The sequence below is a fragment of the Bacillus sp. FSL L8-0167 genome (genome assembly GCF_038630295.1).
Classification (GTDB): Bacteria; Bacillota; Bacilli; order Bacillales; family Bacillaceae; genus Bacillus; species Bacillus safensis.
The window spans coordinates 3,365,035-3,380,671 of the sequence record NZ_CP152027.1 but is presented as its reverse complement, the minus strand read 5'-3'; the positions used below and the strand labels follow the sequence as shown (position 1 = coordinate 3,380,671).

21 protein-coding genes are annotated in these 15,637 nt (G+C 41.0%); 19 read left to right on the top strand and 2 right to left on the bottom strand.

Annotated elements, in window-relative coordinates; translation table 11 throughout:
- Nucleotides 1–27: 27 nt before the first annotated feature.
- From MHB66_RS17490 to MHB66_RS17425, 14 genes are all read left to right on the top strand, one after another.
- Nucleotides 28–1,362: a TRAP transporter large permease subunit gene (locus MHB66_RS17490; RefSeq protein ID WP_041115475.1), complete on the top strand. Its 1,335-nt coding sequence runs from the start codon at nucleotides 28–30 to the stop codon at nucleotides 1,360–1,362.
- A 13-nt stretch (nucleotides 1,363–1,375) separates the two neighbouring features.
- The gene (locus MHB66_RS17485) at nucleotides 1,376–1,642 is read left to right on the top strand and encodes a hypothetical protein (protein ID WP_041115477.1); all 267 of its coding nucleotides are present in this window, start codon (nucleotides 1,376–1,378) and stop codon (nucleotides 1,640–1,642) included.
- Nucleotides 1,643–1,817: 175 nt separating this feature from the next.
- Entirely contained in the window at nucleotides 1,818–2,216 is a 399-nt protein-coding gene (locus MHB66_RS17480; RefSeq protein WP_046313466.1) for a DUF5082 family protein, read from the top strand.
- A 3-nt stretch (nucleotides 2,217–2,219) separates the two neighbouring features.
- Complete coding sequence (locus tag MHB66_RS17475; protein WP_046312888.1) at nucleotides 2,220–2,498, top strand: YwqI/YxiC family protein; 279 nt, start codon at nucleotides 2,220–2,222, stop codon at nucleotides 2,496–2,498.
- An 11-nt stretch (nucleotides 2,499–2,509) separates the two neighbouring features.
- Nucleotides 2,510–4,045, top strand: coding sequence for a T7SS effector LXG polymorphic toxin (locus MHB66_RS17470; RefSeq protein ID WP_080943479.1), 1,536 nt, complete (start codon nucleotides 2,510–2,512; stop codon nucleotides 4,043–4,045).
- 11 nt (nucleotides 4,046–4,056) lie between these two features.
- On the top strand, nucleotides 4,057–4,452 hold the full coding sequence (locus MHB66_RS17465; RefSeq protein ID WP_046312890.1) for a hypothetical protein: 396 nt from the start codon (nucleotides 4,057–4,059) through the stop codon (nucleotides 4,450–4,452).
- Nucleotides 4,453–4,798: 346 nt separating this feature from the next.
- Entirely contained in the window at nucleotides 4,799–5,161 is a 363-nt protein-coding gene (locus MHB66_RS17460) for a hypothetical protein (protein ID WP_046313469.1), read from the top strand.
- Nucleotides 5,162–5,190: 29 nt separating this feature from the next.
- Entirely contained in the window at nucleotides 5,191–5,463 is a 273-nt protein-coding gene (locus tag MHB66_RS17455; RefSeq protein WP_046312893.1) for a hypothetical protein, read from the top strand.
- Between the two features lie 69 nt (nucleotides 5,464–5,532).
- A complete protein-coding gene (locus tag MHB66_RS17450) occupies nucleotides 5,533–5,802 on the top strand; it encodes a hypothetical protein (RefSeq protein WP_046312895.1) in 270 nt (89 codons plus the stop codon).
- A gap of 1 nt (nucleotide 5,803) precedes the next feature.
- Nucleotides 5,804–6,217, top strand: coding sequence for an SMI1/KNR4 family protein (locus MHB66_RS17445; RefSeq protein WP_259455923.1), 414 nt, complete (start codon nucleotides 5,804–5,806; stop codon nucleotides 6,215–6,217).
- A gap of 241 nt (nucleotides 6,218–6,458) precedes the next feature.
- Nucleotides 6,459–7,304 (top strand): biotin/lipoate A/B protein ligase family protein, encoded by an 846-nt coding sequence (locus MHB66_RS17440; protein WP_034281256.1) that lies wholly within the window; start codon nucleotides 6,459–6,461, stop codon nucleotides 7,302–7,304.
- A gap of 38 nt (nucleotides 7,305–7,342) precedes the next feature.
- Nucleotides 7,343–7,651 carry a hypothetical protein gene (locus MHB66_RS17435; RefSeq protein WP_046312901.1) on the top strand — a complete coding sequence of 103 codons (309 nt, stop codon included), beginning with the start codon at nucleotides 7,343–7,345 and terminating at the stop codon, nucleotides 7,649–7,651.
- A 119-nt stretch (nucleotides 7,652–7,770) separates the two neighbouring features.
- Complete coding sequence (locus MHB66_RS17430) at nucleotides 7,771–10,047, top strand: glycosyltransferase (RefSeq protein WP_046312903.1); 2,277 nt, start codon at nucleotides 7,771–7,773, stop codon at nucleotides 10,045–10,047.
- A complete protein-coding gene (locus MHB66_RS17425; protein ID WP_034281254.1) occupies nucleotides 10,044–10,277 on the top strand; it encodes a DUF5970 family protein in 234 nt (77 codons plus the stop codon). Before MHB66_RS17430 ends, MHB66_RS17425 begins: the two co-directional genes overlap by 4 nt.
- 34 nt (nucleotides 10,278–10,311) lie before the next feature.
- Here MHB66_RS17425 and MHB66_RS17420 read toward each other — a convergent pair whose 3' ends face one another.
- Nucleotides 10,312–11,127: an RsfA family transcriptional regulator gene (locus tag MHB66_RS17420; RefSeq protein WP_046312905.1), complete on the bottom strand. Its 816-nt coding sequence runs from the start codon at nucleotides 11,125–11,127 to the stop codon at nucleotides 10,312–10,314.
- A gap of 242 nt (nucleotides 11,128–11,369) precedes the next feature.
- On the opposite strand from MHB66_RS17420, the gene MHB66_RS17415 reads away from it, so the two are divergent.
- From MHB66_RS17415 to MHB66_RS17400, 4 genes are all read left to right on the top strand, one after another.
- A complete protein-coding gene (locus MHB66_RS17415) occupies nucleotides 11,370–11,591 on the top strand; it encodes a DUF1450 domain-containing protein (RefSeq protein ID WP_003215259.1) in 222 nt (73 codons plus the stop codon).
- A 170-nt stretch (nucleotides 11,592–11,761) separates the two neighbouring features.
- Nucleotides 11,762–13,063, top strand: coding sequence for an HD domain-containing protein (locus MHB66_RS17410; protein WP_007497716.1), 1,302 nt, complete (start codon nucleotides 11,762–11,764; stop codon nucleotides 13,061–13,063).
- A gap of 30 nt (nucleotides 13,064–13,093) precedes the next feature.
- Nucleotides 13,094–13,594: a YwgA family protein gene (locus MHB66_RS17405; protein WP_046312907.1), complete on the top strand. Its 501-nt coding sequence runs from the start codon at nucleotides 13,094–13,096 to the stop codon at nucleotides 13,592–13,594.
- A 224-nt stretch (nucleotides 13,595–13,818) separates the two neighbouring features.
- A complete protein-coding gene (locus tag MHB66_RS17400; RefSeq protein ID WP_025093861.1) occupies nucleotides 13,819–14,631 on the top strand; it encodes a zinc-dependent metalloprotease in 813 nt (270 codons plus the stop codon).
- 50 nt (nucleotides 14,632–14,681) lie between these two features.
- On the opposite strand, the gene MHB66_RS17395 is transcribed toward MHB66_RS17400, so the two are convergent.
- The gene (locus MHB66_RS17395; RefSeq protein ID WP_003214939.1) at nucleotides 14,682–14,867 is read right to left on the bottom strand and encodes a 2-hydroxymuconate tautomerase; all 186 of its coding nucleotides are present in this window, start codon (nucleotides 14,865–14,867) and stop codon (nucleotides 14,682–14,684) included.
- A gap of 113 nt (nucleotides 14,868–14,980) precedes the next feature.
- On the opposite strand from MHB66_RS17395, the gene MHB66_RS17390 reads away from it, so the two are divergent.
- Nucleotides 14,981–15,637 (top strand): site-2 protease family protein, encoded by a 657-nt coding sequence (locus MHB66_RS17390; protein WP_024423770.1) that lies wholly within the window; start codon nucleotides 14,981–14,983, stop codon nucleotides 15,635–15,637.

Genomic DNA, 15,637 nt, shown 5'->3' with positions numbered 1-15,637 from the left:
TGAACAAAGGGGAGGCGAAAAAACGATATGGGTTTTATTGCGTTGATTGTATTCATAGCTGTCATCATTATATGGAATGTCGTCGTGAAGCGGAATATGGGAGAAGCCATGCTATTAGGCTTTATTGCAACCACATTATTTGGCGGATTGGATGCATTAAGACTTTTCTGGGATGGATTAAAATTTGCATCCACATATGAGGTGCTCTATGCAGCTGTCGCATTTGTATTCATGGCCTATTTAATCGAAAAGCTGGAATTAATTCATGCACTCTTGCGAATCTTAAATTCAGTTGTAGGAAAACTTCCTGGTGGAGCGGCTTATATGAGTACGTTAGGTTCAGCAGTCTTAGGTGCTCTTTCAGGTTCAAATTCTGCAAACACAGCTGCGACTGGCTCTATCACGGCCTCTTGGATGATGAAATCAGGCTGGAGCCGAACCCATACAGCGACTATTTTAGCGGGGAATGGAGGACTTGGAGCGGCACTGCCACCGAATTCTTCCATGTTTATCATGCTGGGGTTTGCACCAATTGCAGCCCTTGTATCTGAGGGGGATTTATATATTGCGCTTTTAATAGGAGGACTGTATCAAGTCGTATACCGATTTATTTTGGTGTATATTCTGGTGAAAAAGAATAAAATTCAGGCCATGCCGCCAGATGATATTCTTCCTTTTAGGGAAGCTGTGAAACAAGGGTGGAAATCGATCTTTATTTTTTTCGGTGCCTTGATTCCTATCATTATCACAATAGGTCCGCTGGCAAACTACTTAAAAAGTAATCCAAACATCGGACCAGAGGCAATGGATCAAATTTCTTTAATTACGTGGATTCCGATTCTCATGATGTTGATTAGTTTAACAATTGGAAGAAAAAAGGCGTCTGCACTAGATTGGTCGCAGTTTTTCAAGTCGGCCATTCCTAAGTTTACAACGATCGGTGCCTTGATGCTGTTTGCTGTTGCTGCTAGTCAGGTGCTTGCTGAATTAGGATTGGCAGAAGATTTGACGCAAATCACATCAGTACTGACCATTCCGAAATGGCTCATGGTGCTCATTGTGGGTATTCTTGTCACGCTGGTGGCTGGACCATTATCTTCTACAGCCACATTAACAGCTGTTGGACTTGTCTCATTTTCAGCTTTAGTCTCAGTCGGAGTGGATCCAGTTGTGGCTGTTGTCGCCATTCTTGCTTTTTCATCAACAGAAGGCGCTTCCCCGCCGGCATCAGGATCGATTTTCATTGCTTCTGGTCTTGCAGGAGCCAGACCGGAGAAAACGTTTATACCGCTGATTCTCTACTATATGCTGCCGATCGTAGGAATTGGCTGGCTCATCGGAATGGGAATACTTCCAGTATAGAAAGGAGAAACACATGAGAGCATTGATGGAATTTTTATTTAAAGTGCTGCTTGTCCTGTTCTTAACGTCAGGAGCCCTGTTGGTATTCGGTCAAATACTAGGGATTCTTTTGCAAAAGGGAGATATGATTATTGCAAGTACGAACCTATTCAAAAACCCAACACTGGTGTTAAGCGCCTTTTTTAGTCTTGTTGGTTTCTCTCTCCATTATATTCCTGAAAAGAAAGACACCTCATTTAGCGATCATCCATCTGCATCAGCAGGTGAATCGCTCAAATAAGCAATAAAAAGCTGGATTCAGTAAATGAATCCAGCTTTTTTGCGCGCGAGAATTAGGTATTAAAACCCAATACGTACGATTCATTTTTTGGTAAATTCACTTTCAATCATATGCCTCTTGTGCTAGTAAATGGTAACATAACGGAGGACTATTTAAGGAATAGAGGTGTTTGACCATATCTGGAGCAATCATCGGTTATAAAACAGCCTTGTATTCATTAAAGGCAGATATATCTATCAAAAAAGAACAAATCATCGAACTCAACATGTGCCGAAAAGAAATCAAAGAGGCAAAATGGGCCCTGTCAGATGCCAGCAAAAAAATCACTCATCCAGATCTGACATCACATACATGGTTTGGCCATTTGGCAGATACGTTTAATGACATTCGAGACGAAATGGCTTCCGCCAGTCAGGAAATAAAAGGTGTACAGCTAACCAATCTATTAAATCGAATCAATGAGAAAATCAGTGATTTAACATCGGAGATCCATTCGTTAGAACATGAAATTCATTCGGTTGAAAGAAAAATAGAGAAAGAAAAGCAGAAACAACTGGAAGAAAAAAGAGGGTAGCACATGACGAGAGAAATTAAAATAGATGCCAGTCAGATCAAACGAGTATTACAGCATGCAAAACAATCAGGCGCTCAAATGAATACAGCCCTTCCAACCACCATCAAAGGGAGAAATCAGCTCCTGACGGCAGACACAATAGAAAAGATCAATCATCAGCTGAACGAATTAAGTACATCCTATATAGGCATTCTTCAGAAACAGCTTGTACAAACAGAACAAGCGGTGAACACCATGATTGAAACGGACAAGGCGCTTGCTTTCAGCAGTAAAAGAAAATAAAGGAGAACGCAATGAAAACCCTTGACGCCTTTGTGCTAATAAACGGAATAGATCAAACGCTGAATGCGTTAAAGCAGCAGTCGCAGCAAATCAGCTCCCTAGAAAAACAAATCAATCACATCATCTCACTCGATGGCGCACTAAAGGGAGAGGCGGGACAAGCCATCCGCGCCTTTTATACAGAATGCCATATTCCCTTTCTGCAATTCTTTCAGGTCGTCATTGAGGAATATAGCGCTGCATTAAAAAACACAAAGCAGGCTCTTCACGCATTAGAATCAAATGAGCACGGATTTATCTCACAAGCATTTATCGAACATGATCTTGATCAAGGCTTAAAAAAAGCTGAACGAACAATTTCTGAAATCGTATCAGAGGTAAACCACGCCATTGGCAGAGTTGGTCATATTGTTCATTTACCAAATGTAGATGAATCAGCTTTTCAGCAAAACTATCAAAAGGCATGGCTCGAGACCTCAAAAACCATTGGTCTGCTTCATGCATTTGACCGGGAGCAGACAAGTGCTTTACATGAAACCAAAAGCTCCCTTCAAACAATGAAGCAATACATCGATACCTTAAGTCCCATGTTCACCGGCCCAAAAATCGACATCACGAGCTATCAAAAGGGATCTATTTTCAAAGATGAAAAAGAAGAAAAAGTAAGCAGCACCATCAGTGGATTGAAGGATAAAATAGACAACCCAAAAGACAATCCAATGATGATCATGCTGAAGAAACTGAAAGAGAAACAACACGCGAATGTGGAGACGGTTGTTCGGGAAACGCCGTCTAGTAAAATCAATCAAACCACCTTGACCTTAAATGGAAAAGTATACAACATAAATGAGTACAAAAAGATCAACTTCGAACATGCCAAAACGGTTGATGTCATGCGAGACGGAATGCTGTATCGGTTACGAATATCAGAAAAAAACAAAGTAACGATTGAGAGCGTTAAACCGATTTCTGATGTAAAAACAGGCGATCAACCCCAAAATATCTTAAATACAGCGGTTGAATTTACAGGAATAAACGACGCGATTCGGGTTATTACAGGAAGAGATCCGATAACAGGTGATAAAGTCGCGGATATGGATCGTTTGGTATCAGGAGTGTACATGGTTCCAAGCACCAACATTGTTAAAGTGGGGAAATATGTTTTTAAGATTATTAAAGGGGAGAAAGTAGCTAAGAAAGTTGAGAAGAAAGTAAAGGGTATTGGAAGAGGAGAACAATTATTAGATAAAGTTAAAACATATGAGCAAGCTAGAAATAAGACAGTAGACATAGTTGGAGACCTAGGACCCAATTCACAACCATATACAGGTACGCTTAAGTCGAGTGCTGGATATGGTAAAGTCGTTGGTAGACAGTCCGCTGACGGAAAAGTAAGATGGAGATTAGATTATGACCCTAAAAAGGGACCACATATAAATATTGAAGATTTTCGTAATGGTAAAGGGGCGAATGCTCGAAAGATTGCTATTCCATTTGAGGGTAATGAAAGCACTTTTAAATCTTTATTAAAACATTTGAATAGATAAGGAGATTTTAGATGAGTTTATTAGATGAGTGTATTGAGGCACTAGGTGAGGATGTACATATTTTATATGAAGATAATAGAGAGCAAATATTAAATGATTTTGAAAATTCTTTTCCATTTACTGATTGGGGGCAAATTGAATGGAAGAAGATATCTTCTTATAAGCAAGTGGATACATTCGATGAAATACGATCCTTTTTGAATCAAAAACTGAATGAGTACAGTGATATTGTTTATGTAATTTGGGATGAAGGGACGTTACCAATTATTCAATCTACTTTAGATAAAGTATTTGAAGCTATAGATGATGTTACAGCTGTCAGTTTTGATACGTGGATTTTTTCACCATCTTCTGGATATGCGATTGAAGTTTTTCATGATGGTGAAGTAAAAATAGGGTTGAAATAGAATAGATGAACCCTCAAAGAGAATTAATTTGAGTCTCTTTGAGGGTTTTTAAATGTTTATTATTGTTAATAAAAAAGATATTCTTTCTTTTTCTACTTTATTTGATGCAATGTTAAATAATCTTTGAATGTAAGCTTGTGCTTTTTTGAAATGTTTCTGTGAAGGTCATTCTAAGTTTGATTGCTATATCTGGTTTTACTTTTCTCTTTGCTAATCAATCCGGCCCACAGACAATCATCACTATTTGACTTACTACAAGCATTTTAACTTACTCTGTGCTGAAGAACTTTCTGAAAAGTACCAAGTTTAGGGGTAAAGACAGAGAAGTAAAAAAAGGATGATCGTATTGAAAATAAAAAAAATAAACTGGATTTCACAAGAAGCTTCAGAAGCTGAAGTGATTGTAACAGATGGCGAACTGGAATTAATGTGTTTTGCTCAACCATTAAATTACCTTGAAGAAAGTGAACTATTGGAACCTATTTTTTGTTTAGATGTGTCAGACTTAGTGAAGGCAGAGTTGTCAGAGTTTAGAATTGAAAAATTAGATGATAATTTTAGTTATAGTTTCTTAGGAAAATTAATTGATAAGCGTGATGAAAAAGTGAGAGTGGGCGGATTTTTATTAGAATTGGATTACAATATACCAGGAGATATAAATGAAGGCGATTTTATAAGTTTTAATTGTCAACGATTAGATATTTATTAGTAGGAGATTGAAGTCTTAAGGAGCATTAAATGAACAAAAAACAACAACTAACGAAACAAATCCAAACCGTCATCAACATCCTAGAAAAAGAATATCCACAAGAAATCCATCAAGGTGTTCTCCAATTAATATACAAAAGATATAAAAATGCACAAAGGATCATTCAGAACAATGAAGATCTCCAAAAAATTTTGATCATTGGCGGGGTGAGAGCTTATTTGGATAGTTATAATGACTATCTAAACCCCTTTCTAGATGAATTACATAAAGCAGAGAGTTTGCTTAAAGAAATGCTGTCATAGATAGGACGGTTGTCTGTAGTACTGGAATCAAGTCTTGTATCGGGCAGCAAAACAGAGAAAGGAATGCCTATGGAACATGAACAAAACAAAAGCAAAAAAACATCCAACTGGCTATTAAGTGTCAGTGTTCTGATTGTTATAGGAACAGCTTTGCTGAGAGGAGTTTCTTACTCAGATGCTGATTATCGCGGTTTCCCTATTGATTGGCTAGTTCTGCACGGACATCATACTTTTGAATTTCTAGTGTGGGGTTTTATACTTGACGTGGTCATTTTCTATTTTCTTTTAAAAATGCTCCTTCGTTTGTATAAAAGGGTGATGAAAAAATCAGCAACTTAAAATAGAGGAGGCTCTTAAAATGCTCAATTTACCTCAAATCCCACATCTGCACGTGAATAAACCAGCAAGTGACATACAGATCAAAGAGGCAGAATCCCAGCTAAACATGCTGCTGCCCCATGTTTATAAGGAACTGCTGAAACAGACAAATGGATGTTCCGTTGGCGGTGAGGTGCTTCTATACGGTACGGAGGACATTGCGGAACGCAATGCAACATGGGAGGCTCGACAATATGCAAGCGGCTATGTGGCGATTGGCGACGATGGCGGCGGGCAAGTATTTCTCATGCGGCTGGCTGAAGAGGAGAAAAAGGTATGGATCGTGGATGCTGGTGTAATGGACCCTCAGCATGCAGAGCTCCTGACCGACAACTTTCTGAAATGGGTGAGTGAGGGCTGTAACATAGAAGCGTAATCCAGTAAAGGAGATGATCACATTGCCTTGGAATACATGGATCACTGCTTGTCTCGTAGTTGTGATACCCATCGTTTTAGTTTTCTCTGTATATTTCAACATGAAAAGCAAGAACAAGAAAACCAAATCATCCAACTGAAACGCTCTGTGACGCCAAATGTTATGGAGCTTTTTTGCATTCTCCCCCCATTCATCCCATGGTATAATAAACACAGTTTATGAACGAGAGGATATGCAGGAGATGAAAAATGAACCTATTGAGTTACTGACACAGCCAAAATGGCGAATCATCGATCAGTCGAGTCTTGGTCTCTATGTGGACCCGAAGCAATCTTTTGCGATGGATGATACGCTTTGCGCGTCGGTGGGGAAGGGCCTCTCACCAGCGACAGCCCGTTCTTGGGTGCATCACAATACGATTGTGCTTGGGATTCAGGATACAAGACTTCCATTTCTCCAAGATGGCGTAAAGCTGCTTGAGGAAGAGGGATATCGTGTGATTGTGCGCAACTCAGGCGGTCTTGCTGTGGTGCTGGATGAAGGTGTACTGAATGTGTCTTTAATTTTTGCGGAACAAAAGAAGGGCATTGATATTGACCGCGGGTATGATGCGATGGTGGAATTGATCCGCCGGATGCTGTCGATGTATGATGTGGACATTGAAGCCTATGAAATAGTCGGCTCATATTGTCCAGGCAGCTATGATTTAAGTATCAATGGAAAGAAATTTGCAGGTATTTCTCAGCGTAGATTACGCGGTGGGGTCGCTGTGCAAATTTATTTGTGTGCAGATGGAAGCGGGCGTGAACGTGCCGACTTGATCCGCCGTTTTTATGACGCCGCCTTAAAGGATAAACGGCAAGAAGTGAAGGCAGTATTTCCTGATATACAGCCGGATACGATGGCATCCTTATCAGAATTAATCGGTGAATCGATTGATTGTACACTTCTTATGCGTTTATTACTAGAGGAGCTTCAAAAGCTTAGTGATCAGCTGACAGCCTCGGGCCTGAACGCAGAAGAACAGCTGGAATTTGAGAAAAATATGACGCGGATGATTGAGCGGAATGAAAAGGTGTTTTCGTAAACATCACTTTTCATCTTGAAAAGAGTAGAGGTGAAGTGATGGAAACAAAGCTTGAAAAAGCCATTGAACTTCGAAAAAGTGGACATCTTCAAGAATCAAATGAAATGCTGTCTCATCTTGCAAAGGAGTATCCAGACGATGCCTCTATTCATTATCAATGTGCCTGGAGTTATGACCTGTTAGGAGAGGAAAGGCAGGCTGTCTTTTTTTATGAAAGGGCCATTAAGTTAGGATTGTCTTCAGAAGAACTAGAAGACGCTTTACTAGGGTTAGGAAGTACATACATTTTAAGTTATCTAAAAGTGATTGATTGTTATTCAAATCAGTTAGATACATTGTGGAAATAATATATTGATTTGGTTACTTGAATAGATTTGGAGGGGCAATGTGATGAAAGAATCCCCTCCTTTGTTATGGAATTTTATATGTGATTGTCATTTATGGCGTAAGAAAGAAGGTAAATTTGTTGTCATTATTCACCACGTATTACCCGCTGTTTATGCTTTGTGTTTTATCTGTGTTGTATGTGATGTATCGTATTCAGCCGCTTGCCTCTACTGTTAAAAAAATCATCATTGTGCTCTGTGTGTTAACAAATGCCGCATATATTTGCTGGCGTCTCTTTTTTACACTGCCGCATGAAGGTACATTTAATATAATAATGGGCATCTTGCTTGTAGCCTGTGAATGTATTGGATTTTTACAGCTGCTTGTGTTTTATACACTTGTTTGGAAGCCTTCAAATCGAAAACAAGTCATGATCAGTGATTTGGACAGGCTGCCAACAGTTGATATTTTCATAGCTACATATAATGAACCGATTGAAGTGCTGAAACGCACTGTTGCAGGCTGTTTGAATCTGTCTTATCCAAAAGGCAGCGTCCACATTTATTTATGTGATGATGGCAAGAGGGAGTCTGTGGAGCAGCTTGCATCTGAGTTTGGCGTTCATTATCTGACAAGAACAGATAACAAGTTTGCTAAGGCGGGTAATTTAAACCATGCGATGTCTCAAACGAATGGGGAACTGATTCTCACACTTGATGCTGATATGGTCCCCCTTCCTGCCTTTTTAGAAAAGACAGTGCCTTACTTTCATGATGGAGCGACTGCGTTTGTTCAAGTTCCACAGGCGTTTTATAACGAAGATCCTTTCCAATATAATATGTTCTCGAAGGATCGAATTCCAAATGAACAGGACTTCTTCATGCAAACCCTCCAAGCTGGTAAGGATCGGTTCAATGCGGTGATGTATGTCGGGAGTAATACTGTATTTAGAAGAACGGCCTTAGAGGAAATTGGCGGATTTGCTACTGGAGTGATTACAGAAGACATGGCGACCGGAATGCTTCTCCAAGGGAAGTTCAAATCTGTGTCTGTCGGAGAAGTATTAGCCGTCGGTCTGGCACCTGAAAGCTGGCTTGACTTGTTAAAGCAGAGAGACCGGTGGTCGAGAGGGAACATTCAGTGCGCCCGTAAGTTTAATCCATTGAAGGTTCGCGGCTTAACGCTTATGCAGCGAGTTCTTTATTTAGATGGCATTGTGTATTGGTTTAACGGTTTGTTTAAAATGATTTACATTCTTACACCAATATTGTTTTTATTGTTTGGTATTCAAAGTTTCTGGGCCGATTTCCAGTCCATTTTTATGTTTTGGCTGCCGGCGTTCTTTAGTTCGTATTTAGCGTTTAAACTGGTGTCGAATCAAAAAAGAAGTATGTTTTGGAGTCATATTTACGAAAGCTCTATGGCATTCCACTTGGCTGGTGTAGCTTTAAGTGAGCTGTTTTTGAAGAAGAGGGTTGAATTCCTTGTCACGCCGAAGGGAATTCAAACGGACAAGAGACATTTTCATTTGAAAACGATGATTCCTCATTTGATCTTCTTGCTGCTCTCATTGCTTGTCCTTGTGAAAATAGGATACGATATGAAGGTAAATGGGACGATGAATGCTGATCTCACGTTGATTAATATTTTTTGGGTGCTTTATAACGGTGCAGGTCTACTCATGGCACTGATTGTGGCGTTTGATCGTCCGCGTTATCGAAAATCAGAGCGGTTTGTCATAGAAAAAGAGGGGCAGCTCTGTTCTGATCGTCAAGATGAGCCGATTGCTTGTTTTCTACTAGACATGAGTGATTCAGGTGCGCGTCTATCCATTCCATTGGATCAAGCTTCTTCTTTAAATCAAGGACAAATGCAATTGTTCTTTTCAGAGGATCAAAGTGTGGCGTGTGATGTGGTTTGGAGCCATCCAGAGGGAGACAAGCTGATGGTTGGTGTTGCTTTTACTGATACAGAAAAATCAGAGTACCTATCATTGATCCGTTTCTTATTCACACGAGAGCATGTATCGATAACGGATCGCGAGAAAAAATCCTATGCTGTTCGGACATTTCTCCGCTTTATAAGAGAAACGGAAAAAGTACCAAGGGCCTTGCGGCGCAAATGGATGAGAAGGCCTTTGCAAGGTGTGGCAGGCACGCTGTCCTATGAGGGCCGGTTAGAAGAGAAGGTGCCGGTCAACATACATGATATAAGTTTATCTGGGTGCAAAATCGAATCTGAAGCTTCAATTGAATTACATGAGAAAGTGCTGATCACCATTGACACAGAATCTCTCACAGATCAGCCGGCGATTGCAGTCTGGACATCACAAAAACGCGGCCGCACAATGGCCGGGCTCAAGTTTGTTCAGCCCGAAATCAAGCAGATAGAAGAAAGAGAGGGAGTGGTTTCTTGAAATCCAAAAACGGCGGTTACCTCTATTTACTATGGCTTCCTGTCATCATGGGAGCCGGCTACGGCATTTCGCTTTTAGTGCCATTTCTTCAGCCTGTCCTGACACTTGGCATTGCAGGTCTTTATATTTTTATGTTGGGTGATTTTCAGGTAAGGCAGGTCAGGTATATTTTTATGTTTGTGTTTTTGATCAATGTCCTTTTTAGTGTGATGCTATTTTTGGGCATTTAAATAAAGTGCTTCCCGAGGCGGGGAGCACTTTTTGTTATTCTGCCATTTTTTCGAGGTTGCCGTTCCGGTCCATTTTAAAGGTTGGTGCGGCACTATCGTCCTCTTCAAACAAAACTAGTTTTCTTGCACGGTTCATGATTTTGACGAGTGTTTCATAATCTTCTTGAATCGTGAGCTGATCCTTTTCAAGCTTTTTCACTTCAGCTTCTAGCTGCGAGACTTTATGAGAAAGCTCATTGTTTTCTCGTTTTAAGCGGCTGTTTTCCATACGTAAGGCAGTGGATTGCTGACCATCGCCTTCATAACGGCGTAAGAAATCAATGATATCGTCGATGGTTAATTCTTGATGCTGCCTAAATGGATTTGCTTCCGGCTTTTTCTCTGCAGTATTTGGGGCATGAGAAGCCTGTGACAATAAATGTGACAAACTAGCTAACTCTTCATTGTAGCTTTGATCCACAAACTGTAGCTGTTCTGCTGTTTCAGCAGCTGGTGCAAATGTTTCTTCCTGTGGTTGTGCTGGCTCCAATTCCTGTGAGAATTCCTCTTGAGTGACCGTTTCTTCTACTTGCGGCTGATAAAGTAATCGTTTTTTCGCAGGCTGGCCATTGCCAAGTGCGCGCATCCGTTGTTTTCGCTGTTTTTTGGCAAGTGCCAGCGCTTTTTCATATTGATGCCTGACGACAGCATTCCATCTAAAACCGCATGCCGCTGAGGTGCGGTTCAGTTTATCTCCTACTTCTTCAAACGCATTTAGCTGCGTGCTGCCCTCTCTGACGTGACGTAAGACGGTTTCTGCCAGGAGGAGATCATTTTCCTCTGACCAAGCATCTTGTCTTTGTTTTGACATGTGTTTAAACCCCCATATGATTTGATGGTATTAGATTAGCCAAGTTCAAGAAGGTTTATACAAGTTTGCTAAAAGGATAGTGGAAAATACTAGCTTTTATGTAAGCTGGTGATTGGGGTGGCAAAGCGTCTTGCAAGTCCAGCCGCTTCGATGTACAATGTTGGGTGGTATATTATTCACGATTGGCTGTCCAACTGTTTCATATAGAATGAAGTATCATCATTGAAAGGAAGCGTAAGACCATGGCTAATGAGTTTCGCGTATGTGACGATTGTGATGCGACGAACCTAAAGACGTTATTGCCTCGACTCAAATCGGTTGATCCTGATGCAAAAATTGAGATCGGCTGTCAATCCTATTGTGGTCCAGGACGAAAAAAGGCTTTTGCGTTTGTGAACAATCGCCCATTATCCGCACCAACAGAAGATGAATTACTCGAAAAGGTTCAAAAAAAAGTCAAATAAATGTCACTGAATGTGTTCAGTCGACCTAAAAAGAGGTCCGTCCCTGTCAGGTCGGGCTTTTTACGTCCAAGCAACTTCTGAGAACACATTCACCAGCAAATTCAAGGATGTTTTCGGGAAAAGTTACCCGATATAATAGAAACACGTCTTAAAAAAAGAGGGACGAAACGATGGCGTATCCAAAAGGGAAATTATCTGAGGAAAAGGTATTTAAAGATCCTGTGCACCGTTATGTTCACGTAAGGGATGCATTAATATGGGATTTAATAGGAACAAGAGAGTTTCAGCGCCTGAGACGAATTAAACAGCTAGGAACTACTTATTTGACGTTTCATGGTGCAGAACACAGCCGATTCAATCATTCACTCGGTGTATACGAGATTGTGAGACGAATTGTGGATGATGTGTTTAAAGGGCGGCCTGAATGGGATGAAGGAGAGCGCGAGCTTGTACTTAGTGCTGCCTTGCTTCATGACCTCGGACATGGTCCATTTTCTCATTCCTTTGAAAAGGTCTTCCACTTAGACCATGAATCGTTTACAAGAGATATTATTTTAGGACAGACGGAAGTCAATGAAGTGCTTCGCAGGGTGAGTGATGATTTCCCGAAGCATGTGGCTGAAGTCATTGCCAAAACGTATCAAAACAAACAGGTGGTCAGTTTGATCTCAAGTCAAATTGATGCCGACCGAATGGACTATTTGCAGCGTGATGCTTACTATACAGGCGTCAGCTACGGCCACTTTGATATGGAACGTATTTTACGTGTGATGCGCCCGAGAGAAGATCAGATTGTGATGAAGCAGAGCGGGATGCATGCGGTTGAAGATTATATTATGAGCCGCTATCAAATGTACTGGCAAGTCTATTTCCACCCAGTGACACGCAGTGCTGAAGTCATTTTAACGAAAATCCTTCATCGGGCAAAAGAGCTGCATGAAACTGGTTATATTTTTACACATGCCCCAGTTCATTTTTATTCAATCTTTGAGGGGAATGTCACCACAGAGGACTATATTAAGCTGGATGAATCCATTGTCTTATTTTATTTTCAGGCGTGGGAAGATGAAGAAGATCACGTGCTGGCTGATTTGTGCCGCCGTTTTATGAACCGTCGATTGTTCCAATATACAGAGTTTAATCCAAATGAAGAAATGACGAAATATTTCAAGCTGACCGCCTTGTTCAAGGAGGCAGGAATTGATCCTGACTACTATTTAGTGGTCGACTCTTCCTCTGACTTGCCCTATGACTTCTACAGACCAGGGGAGGAAGAAGAGAGGCTGCCAATCCACCTTTTGACGCAAAGCGGTCATATTAAAGAACTGTCGAGACAGTCAGATATAGTAGACGCCATTTCCGGTAAACGAAGAACCGATCATAAACTTTATTTCCCGATGGACTTAATTGTAGATATGTCGGAAAAAGCTGAAGAAAAGAAGGCGATCATGAAGCTGCTTGGTTTGGGATAAGGAAGTACTGAAAAAGGAGATGTCGGGAATTTGTTGAAAGAGCATGCAAAGTTGATGAAGGTATTCTCTGAATCAGGGGAAATCGTTGGACGGAAGAAGCTGCAAAAGATGATTTACATAGCAAAAAAGCTAGATTTGCCTTTTTACGAGAAATACGATTTTCATTTTTATGGCCCCTATTCAGAGGAGTTGACGCTCAGAATTGAAGAGCTGTGCAACCTTGGATTCTTGGACGAAATGAAGGAAAAAAAGGGCGGATACTATCAATATCGCTATTCGCTGACGGACAATGGGAAAGAGTTTCTCGATCAGTGTGAAGTGGACATGCCTGACCTCAAAGCGCTGACGCAGCAGATGAACGAGCAATCGTCCCGTTTCCTAGAGCTTGTCTCAACGATTTTATATTTTGATGACCTGCCAGAAGATGAGGTAAAGGAAAAGGTCTTTACCATTAAAAGCAAGCAGCGTTATACGGACGAAGAATTTGAGGCGGCCCTTGCTTATATTGATCAGTTGAAGAAATTGAACTAGTTGAACAAAAGCCCGACTTTTAGGGCTTTTTTTGTTTTGTAAGACCCAGACCAAAAGCGCTATTTTTCGATGAAATGTGTGTCAAAATATCCGAAAAATTAGTGAAAATGACGTAATTCGACTTTCTTCCTGTGTATCTAATTCCCTGTTTTTGACTGAATAGAAGGAAAATGGTGAATTTTCAGTGAATATATAACCTTGTGAAAAACAAAGGAGGGATAGGAATGAAAAAGCGTTCAGTCTTTTTGTCATTTTTATTGGTAGGTAGTTTGTTACCGGGGGTAAGTTCAGCTTCAGCACCAGTAGCGAGTGCAGGTCATGGGCATGATCATGGTCATGCGCCGTTCGAAACCCATATTAGTGAGGGGCTGCCAAAAGCAAAAGATTTTAAAGATTTGAAGACAGCACCTCCAATTGAACGAGATGTGACAACAAAGGTATTAGATGAGTCTGGTAAGCAGGTAGGCTCAAGAACCTTTAAGGCCAATACAGGAGATTCAATTTCAACAAAAGCAAGTACAGGCAGTCAGAAGGTCACTGTCTATGCGGTTGCTGATGCGCAGTATCGTGCGAAATATAGTGACTGGCAAACACGGATTGTCAGCATCATCGAGCAAGCAGATGTCACGTTTAACCGTGATCATGATGTGGACTTTGTCGTACAAGCAGTAGGATCATGGACGTCTTCGGGTTCAAATGCAGAGCAAATTTTGTCTAACCTTGCGCGCAGCTTTGATGGCAGAGGATATGACTTTGTCACTGGATTTACAGCAAATCCAAACTTTGATGCTGGCGGAATCGCTTATGTCTACAATAGTGCACCAAGCGGAAGTGCATTCGCCGTTAACCTTGATCAAGGAACAGCGAACACTGCAAAAGCGGCTACGCATGAATACGGTCATAACTTTGGCTTACCGCACGACCCTCAAGGAAGCGGCATTGTCTGCCTAATGAATTATGATTATTCTTACACAGTCGATTTCTTCGATGCGGCTCATAAAAATCAAGTGAACCGTAATAAAGCGTGGTACAGATAAGAATGCAGACAAAAGGACAAACACATTGAGTGTTTGTCCTTTTTATATGCTTACAGATCGCTCATTCGCTTTCCTGCTACGGCATAGTGTTCTTTTTTCATTTCTTCAATAATAACAGAGACTTTTTCTGCACCTGCGCCTGTTGTTTCTACAACGGCATCAGTGACTTTCTCCACAAGAGCTCTTTTCTGCTCGTCTGTTCTTCCTTCAAGCATTTGAACGGTGACAATCGGCATGGCGAAAACCTCCTTTTTCCTTTAATGCTACGCTTCCCTTTAGTTTAAGGGACTTCTTATAGTATACTGAATGAAGTAAATCATTGTATAGAAAGAAAGAGGGATTCATGCCTTTGAACCAATTTCTTGTTTATCCATTAGAACTTATTCCATATGTCGCCATTACGCTTGTTGTTGCATTTACGATGCACGAGCTGGCGCATGCATATGTTGCGTACCGATTCGGAGACCCGACGGCTAAGAATCAAGGGAGACTGACGCTCAATCCACTGAAGCATCTCGATGTATTCGGGACGATTTTGATCTTTGTGGCCGGGTTTGGCTGGGCGAGACCTGTACCAGTGAATCGTTACCATTTTAAAAAACCGCGCTTAGCAGGGATTTGTGTCTCCATTGCTGGGCCATTAAGTAACTTGGTGCTGGCGTTTTTGGGCTTTTTTGTGTATGTGCTTCTTCAGAAATTTGGCGGAGAGTGGATCATGCGCTTTGAGCCGGGAGTCGATAATTTCTTTTTAATCTTTATTAACTTAAACGTCATCTTGTTCCTATTTAACTTATTACCGCTTCCGCCGCTTGATGGGTATCGTATTATTGAGGACGTCGTCAGCCCCCGTATCCGGGCGAAAATGACGCAATTTGAACAATATGGGATCATTATTTTTCTCATATTCGTGATCACACCGCTGGGACAGTTTGTGTTTGGTCCATTGATCGGAATGCGGGATCAAATCATACACTGGTTTAATCTTATTTTGAAGCCGCTGCTTTAG

What these genes read in the sequence shown, in the direction of transcription:
- MHB66_RS17490 (WP_041115475.1), top strand. Translation starts at nt 28, where the DNA reads ATGGGTTTTATTGCGTTGATTGTATTCATAGCTGTCATCATTATATGG.
- MHB66_RS17485 (WP_041115477.1), top strand. Translation starts at nt 1,376, where the DNA reads ATGAGAGCATTGATGGAATTTTTATTTAAAGTGCTGCTTGTCCTGTTC.
- MHB66_RS17475 (WP_046312888.1), top strand. Translation starts at nt 2,220, where the DNA reads ATGACGAGAGAAATTAAAATAGATGCCAGTCAGATCAAACGAGTATTA.
- MHB66_RS17470 (WP_080943479.1), top strand. Translation starts at nt 2,510, where the DNA reads ATGAAAACCCTTGACGCCTTTGTGCTAATAAACGGAATAGATCAAACG.
- MHB66_RS17465 (WP_046312890.1), top strand. Translation starts at nt 4,057, where the DNA reads ATGAGTTTATTAGATGAGTGTATTGAGGCACTAGGTGAGGATGTACAT.
- MHB66_RS17455 (WP_046312893.1), top strand. Translation starts at nt 5,191, where the DNA reads ATGAACAAAAAACAACAACTAACGAAACAAATCCAAACCGTCATCAAC.
- MHB66_RS17450 (WP_046312895.1), top strand. Translation starts at nt 5,533, where the DNA reads ATGGAACATGAACAAAACAAAAGCAAAAAAACATCCAACTGGCTATTA.
- MHB66_RS17440 (WP_034281256.1), top strand. Translation starts at nt 6,459, where the DNA reads ATGAAAAATGAACCTATTGAGTTACTGACACAGCCAAAATGGCGAATC.
- MHB66_RS17435 (WP_046312901.1), top strand. Translation starts at nt 7,343, where the DNA reads ATGGAAACAAAGCTTGAAAAAGCCATTGAACTTCGAAAAAGTGGACAT.
- MHB66_RS17420 (WP_046312905.1), bottom strand. Translation starts at nt 11,127, where the DNA reads ATGTCAAAACAAAGACAAGATGCTTGGTCAGAGGAAAATGATCTCCTC.
- MHB66_RS17415 (WP_003215259.1), top strand. Translation starts at nt 11,370, where the DNA reads ATGGCTAATGAGTTTCGCGTATGTGACGATTGTGATGCGACGAACCTA.
- MHB66_RS17410 (WP_007497716.1), top strand. Translation starts at nt 11,762, where the DNA reads ATGGCGTATCCAAAAGGGAAATTATCTGAGGAAAAGGTATTTAAAGAT.
- MHB66_RS17400 (WP_025093861.1), top strand. Translation starts at nt 13,819, where the DNA reads ATGAAAAAGCGTTCAGTCTTTTTGTCATTTTTATTGGTAGGTAGTTTG.
- MHB66_RS17395 (WP_003214939.1), bottom strand. Translation starts at nt 14,867, where the DNA reads ATGCCGATTGTCACCGTTCAAATGCTTGAAGGAAGAACAGACGAGCAG.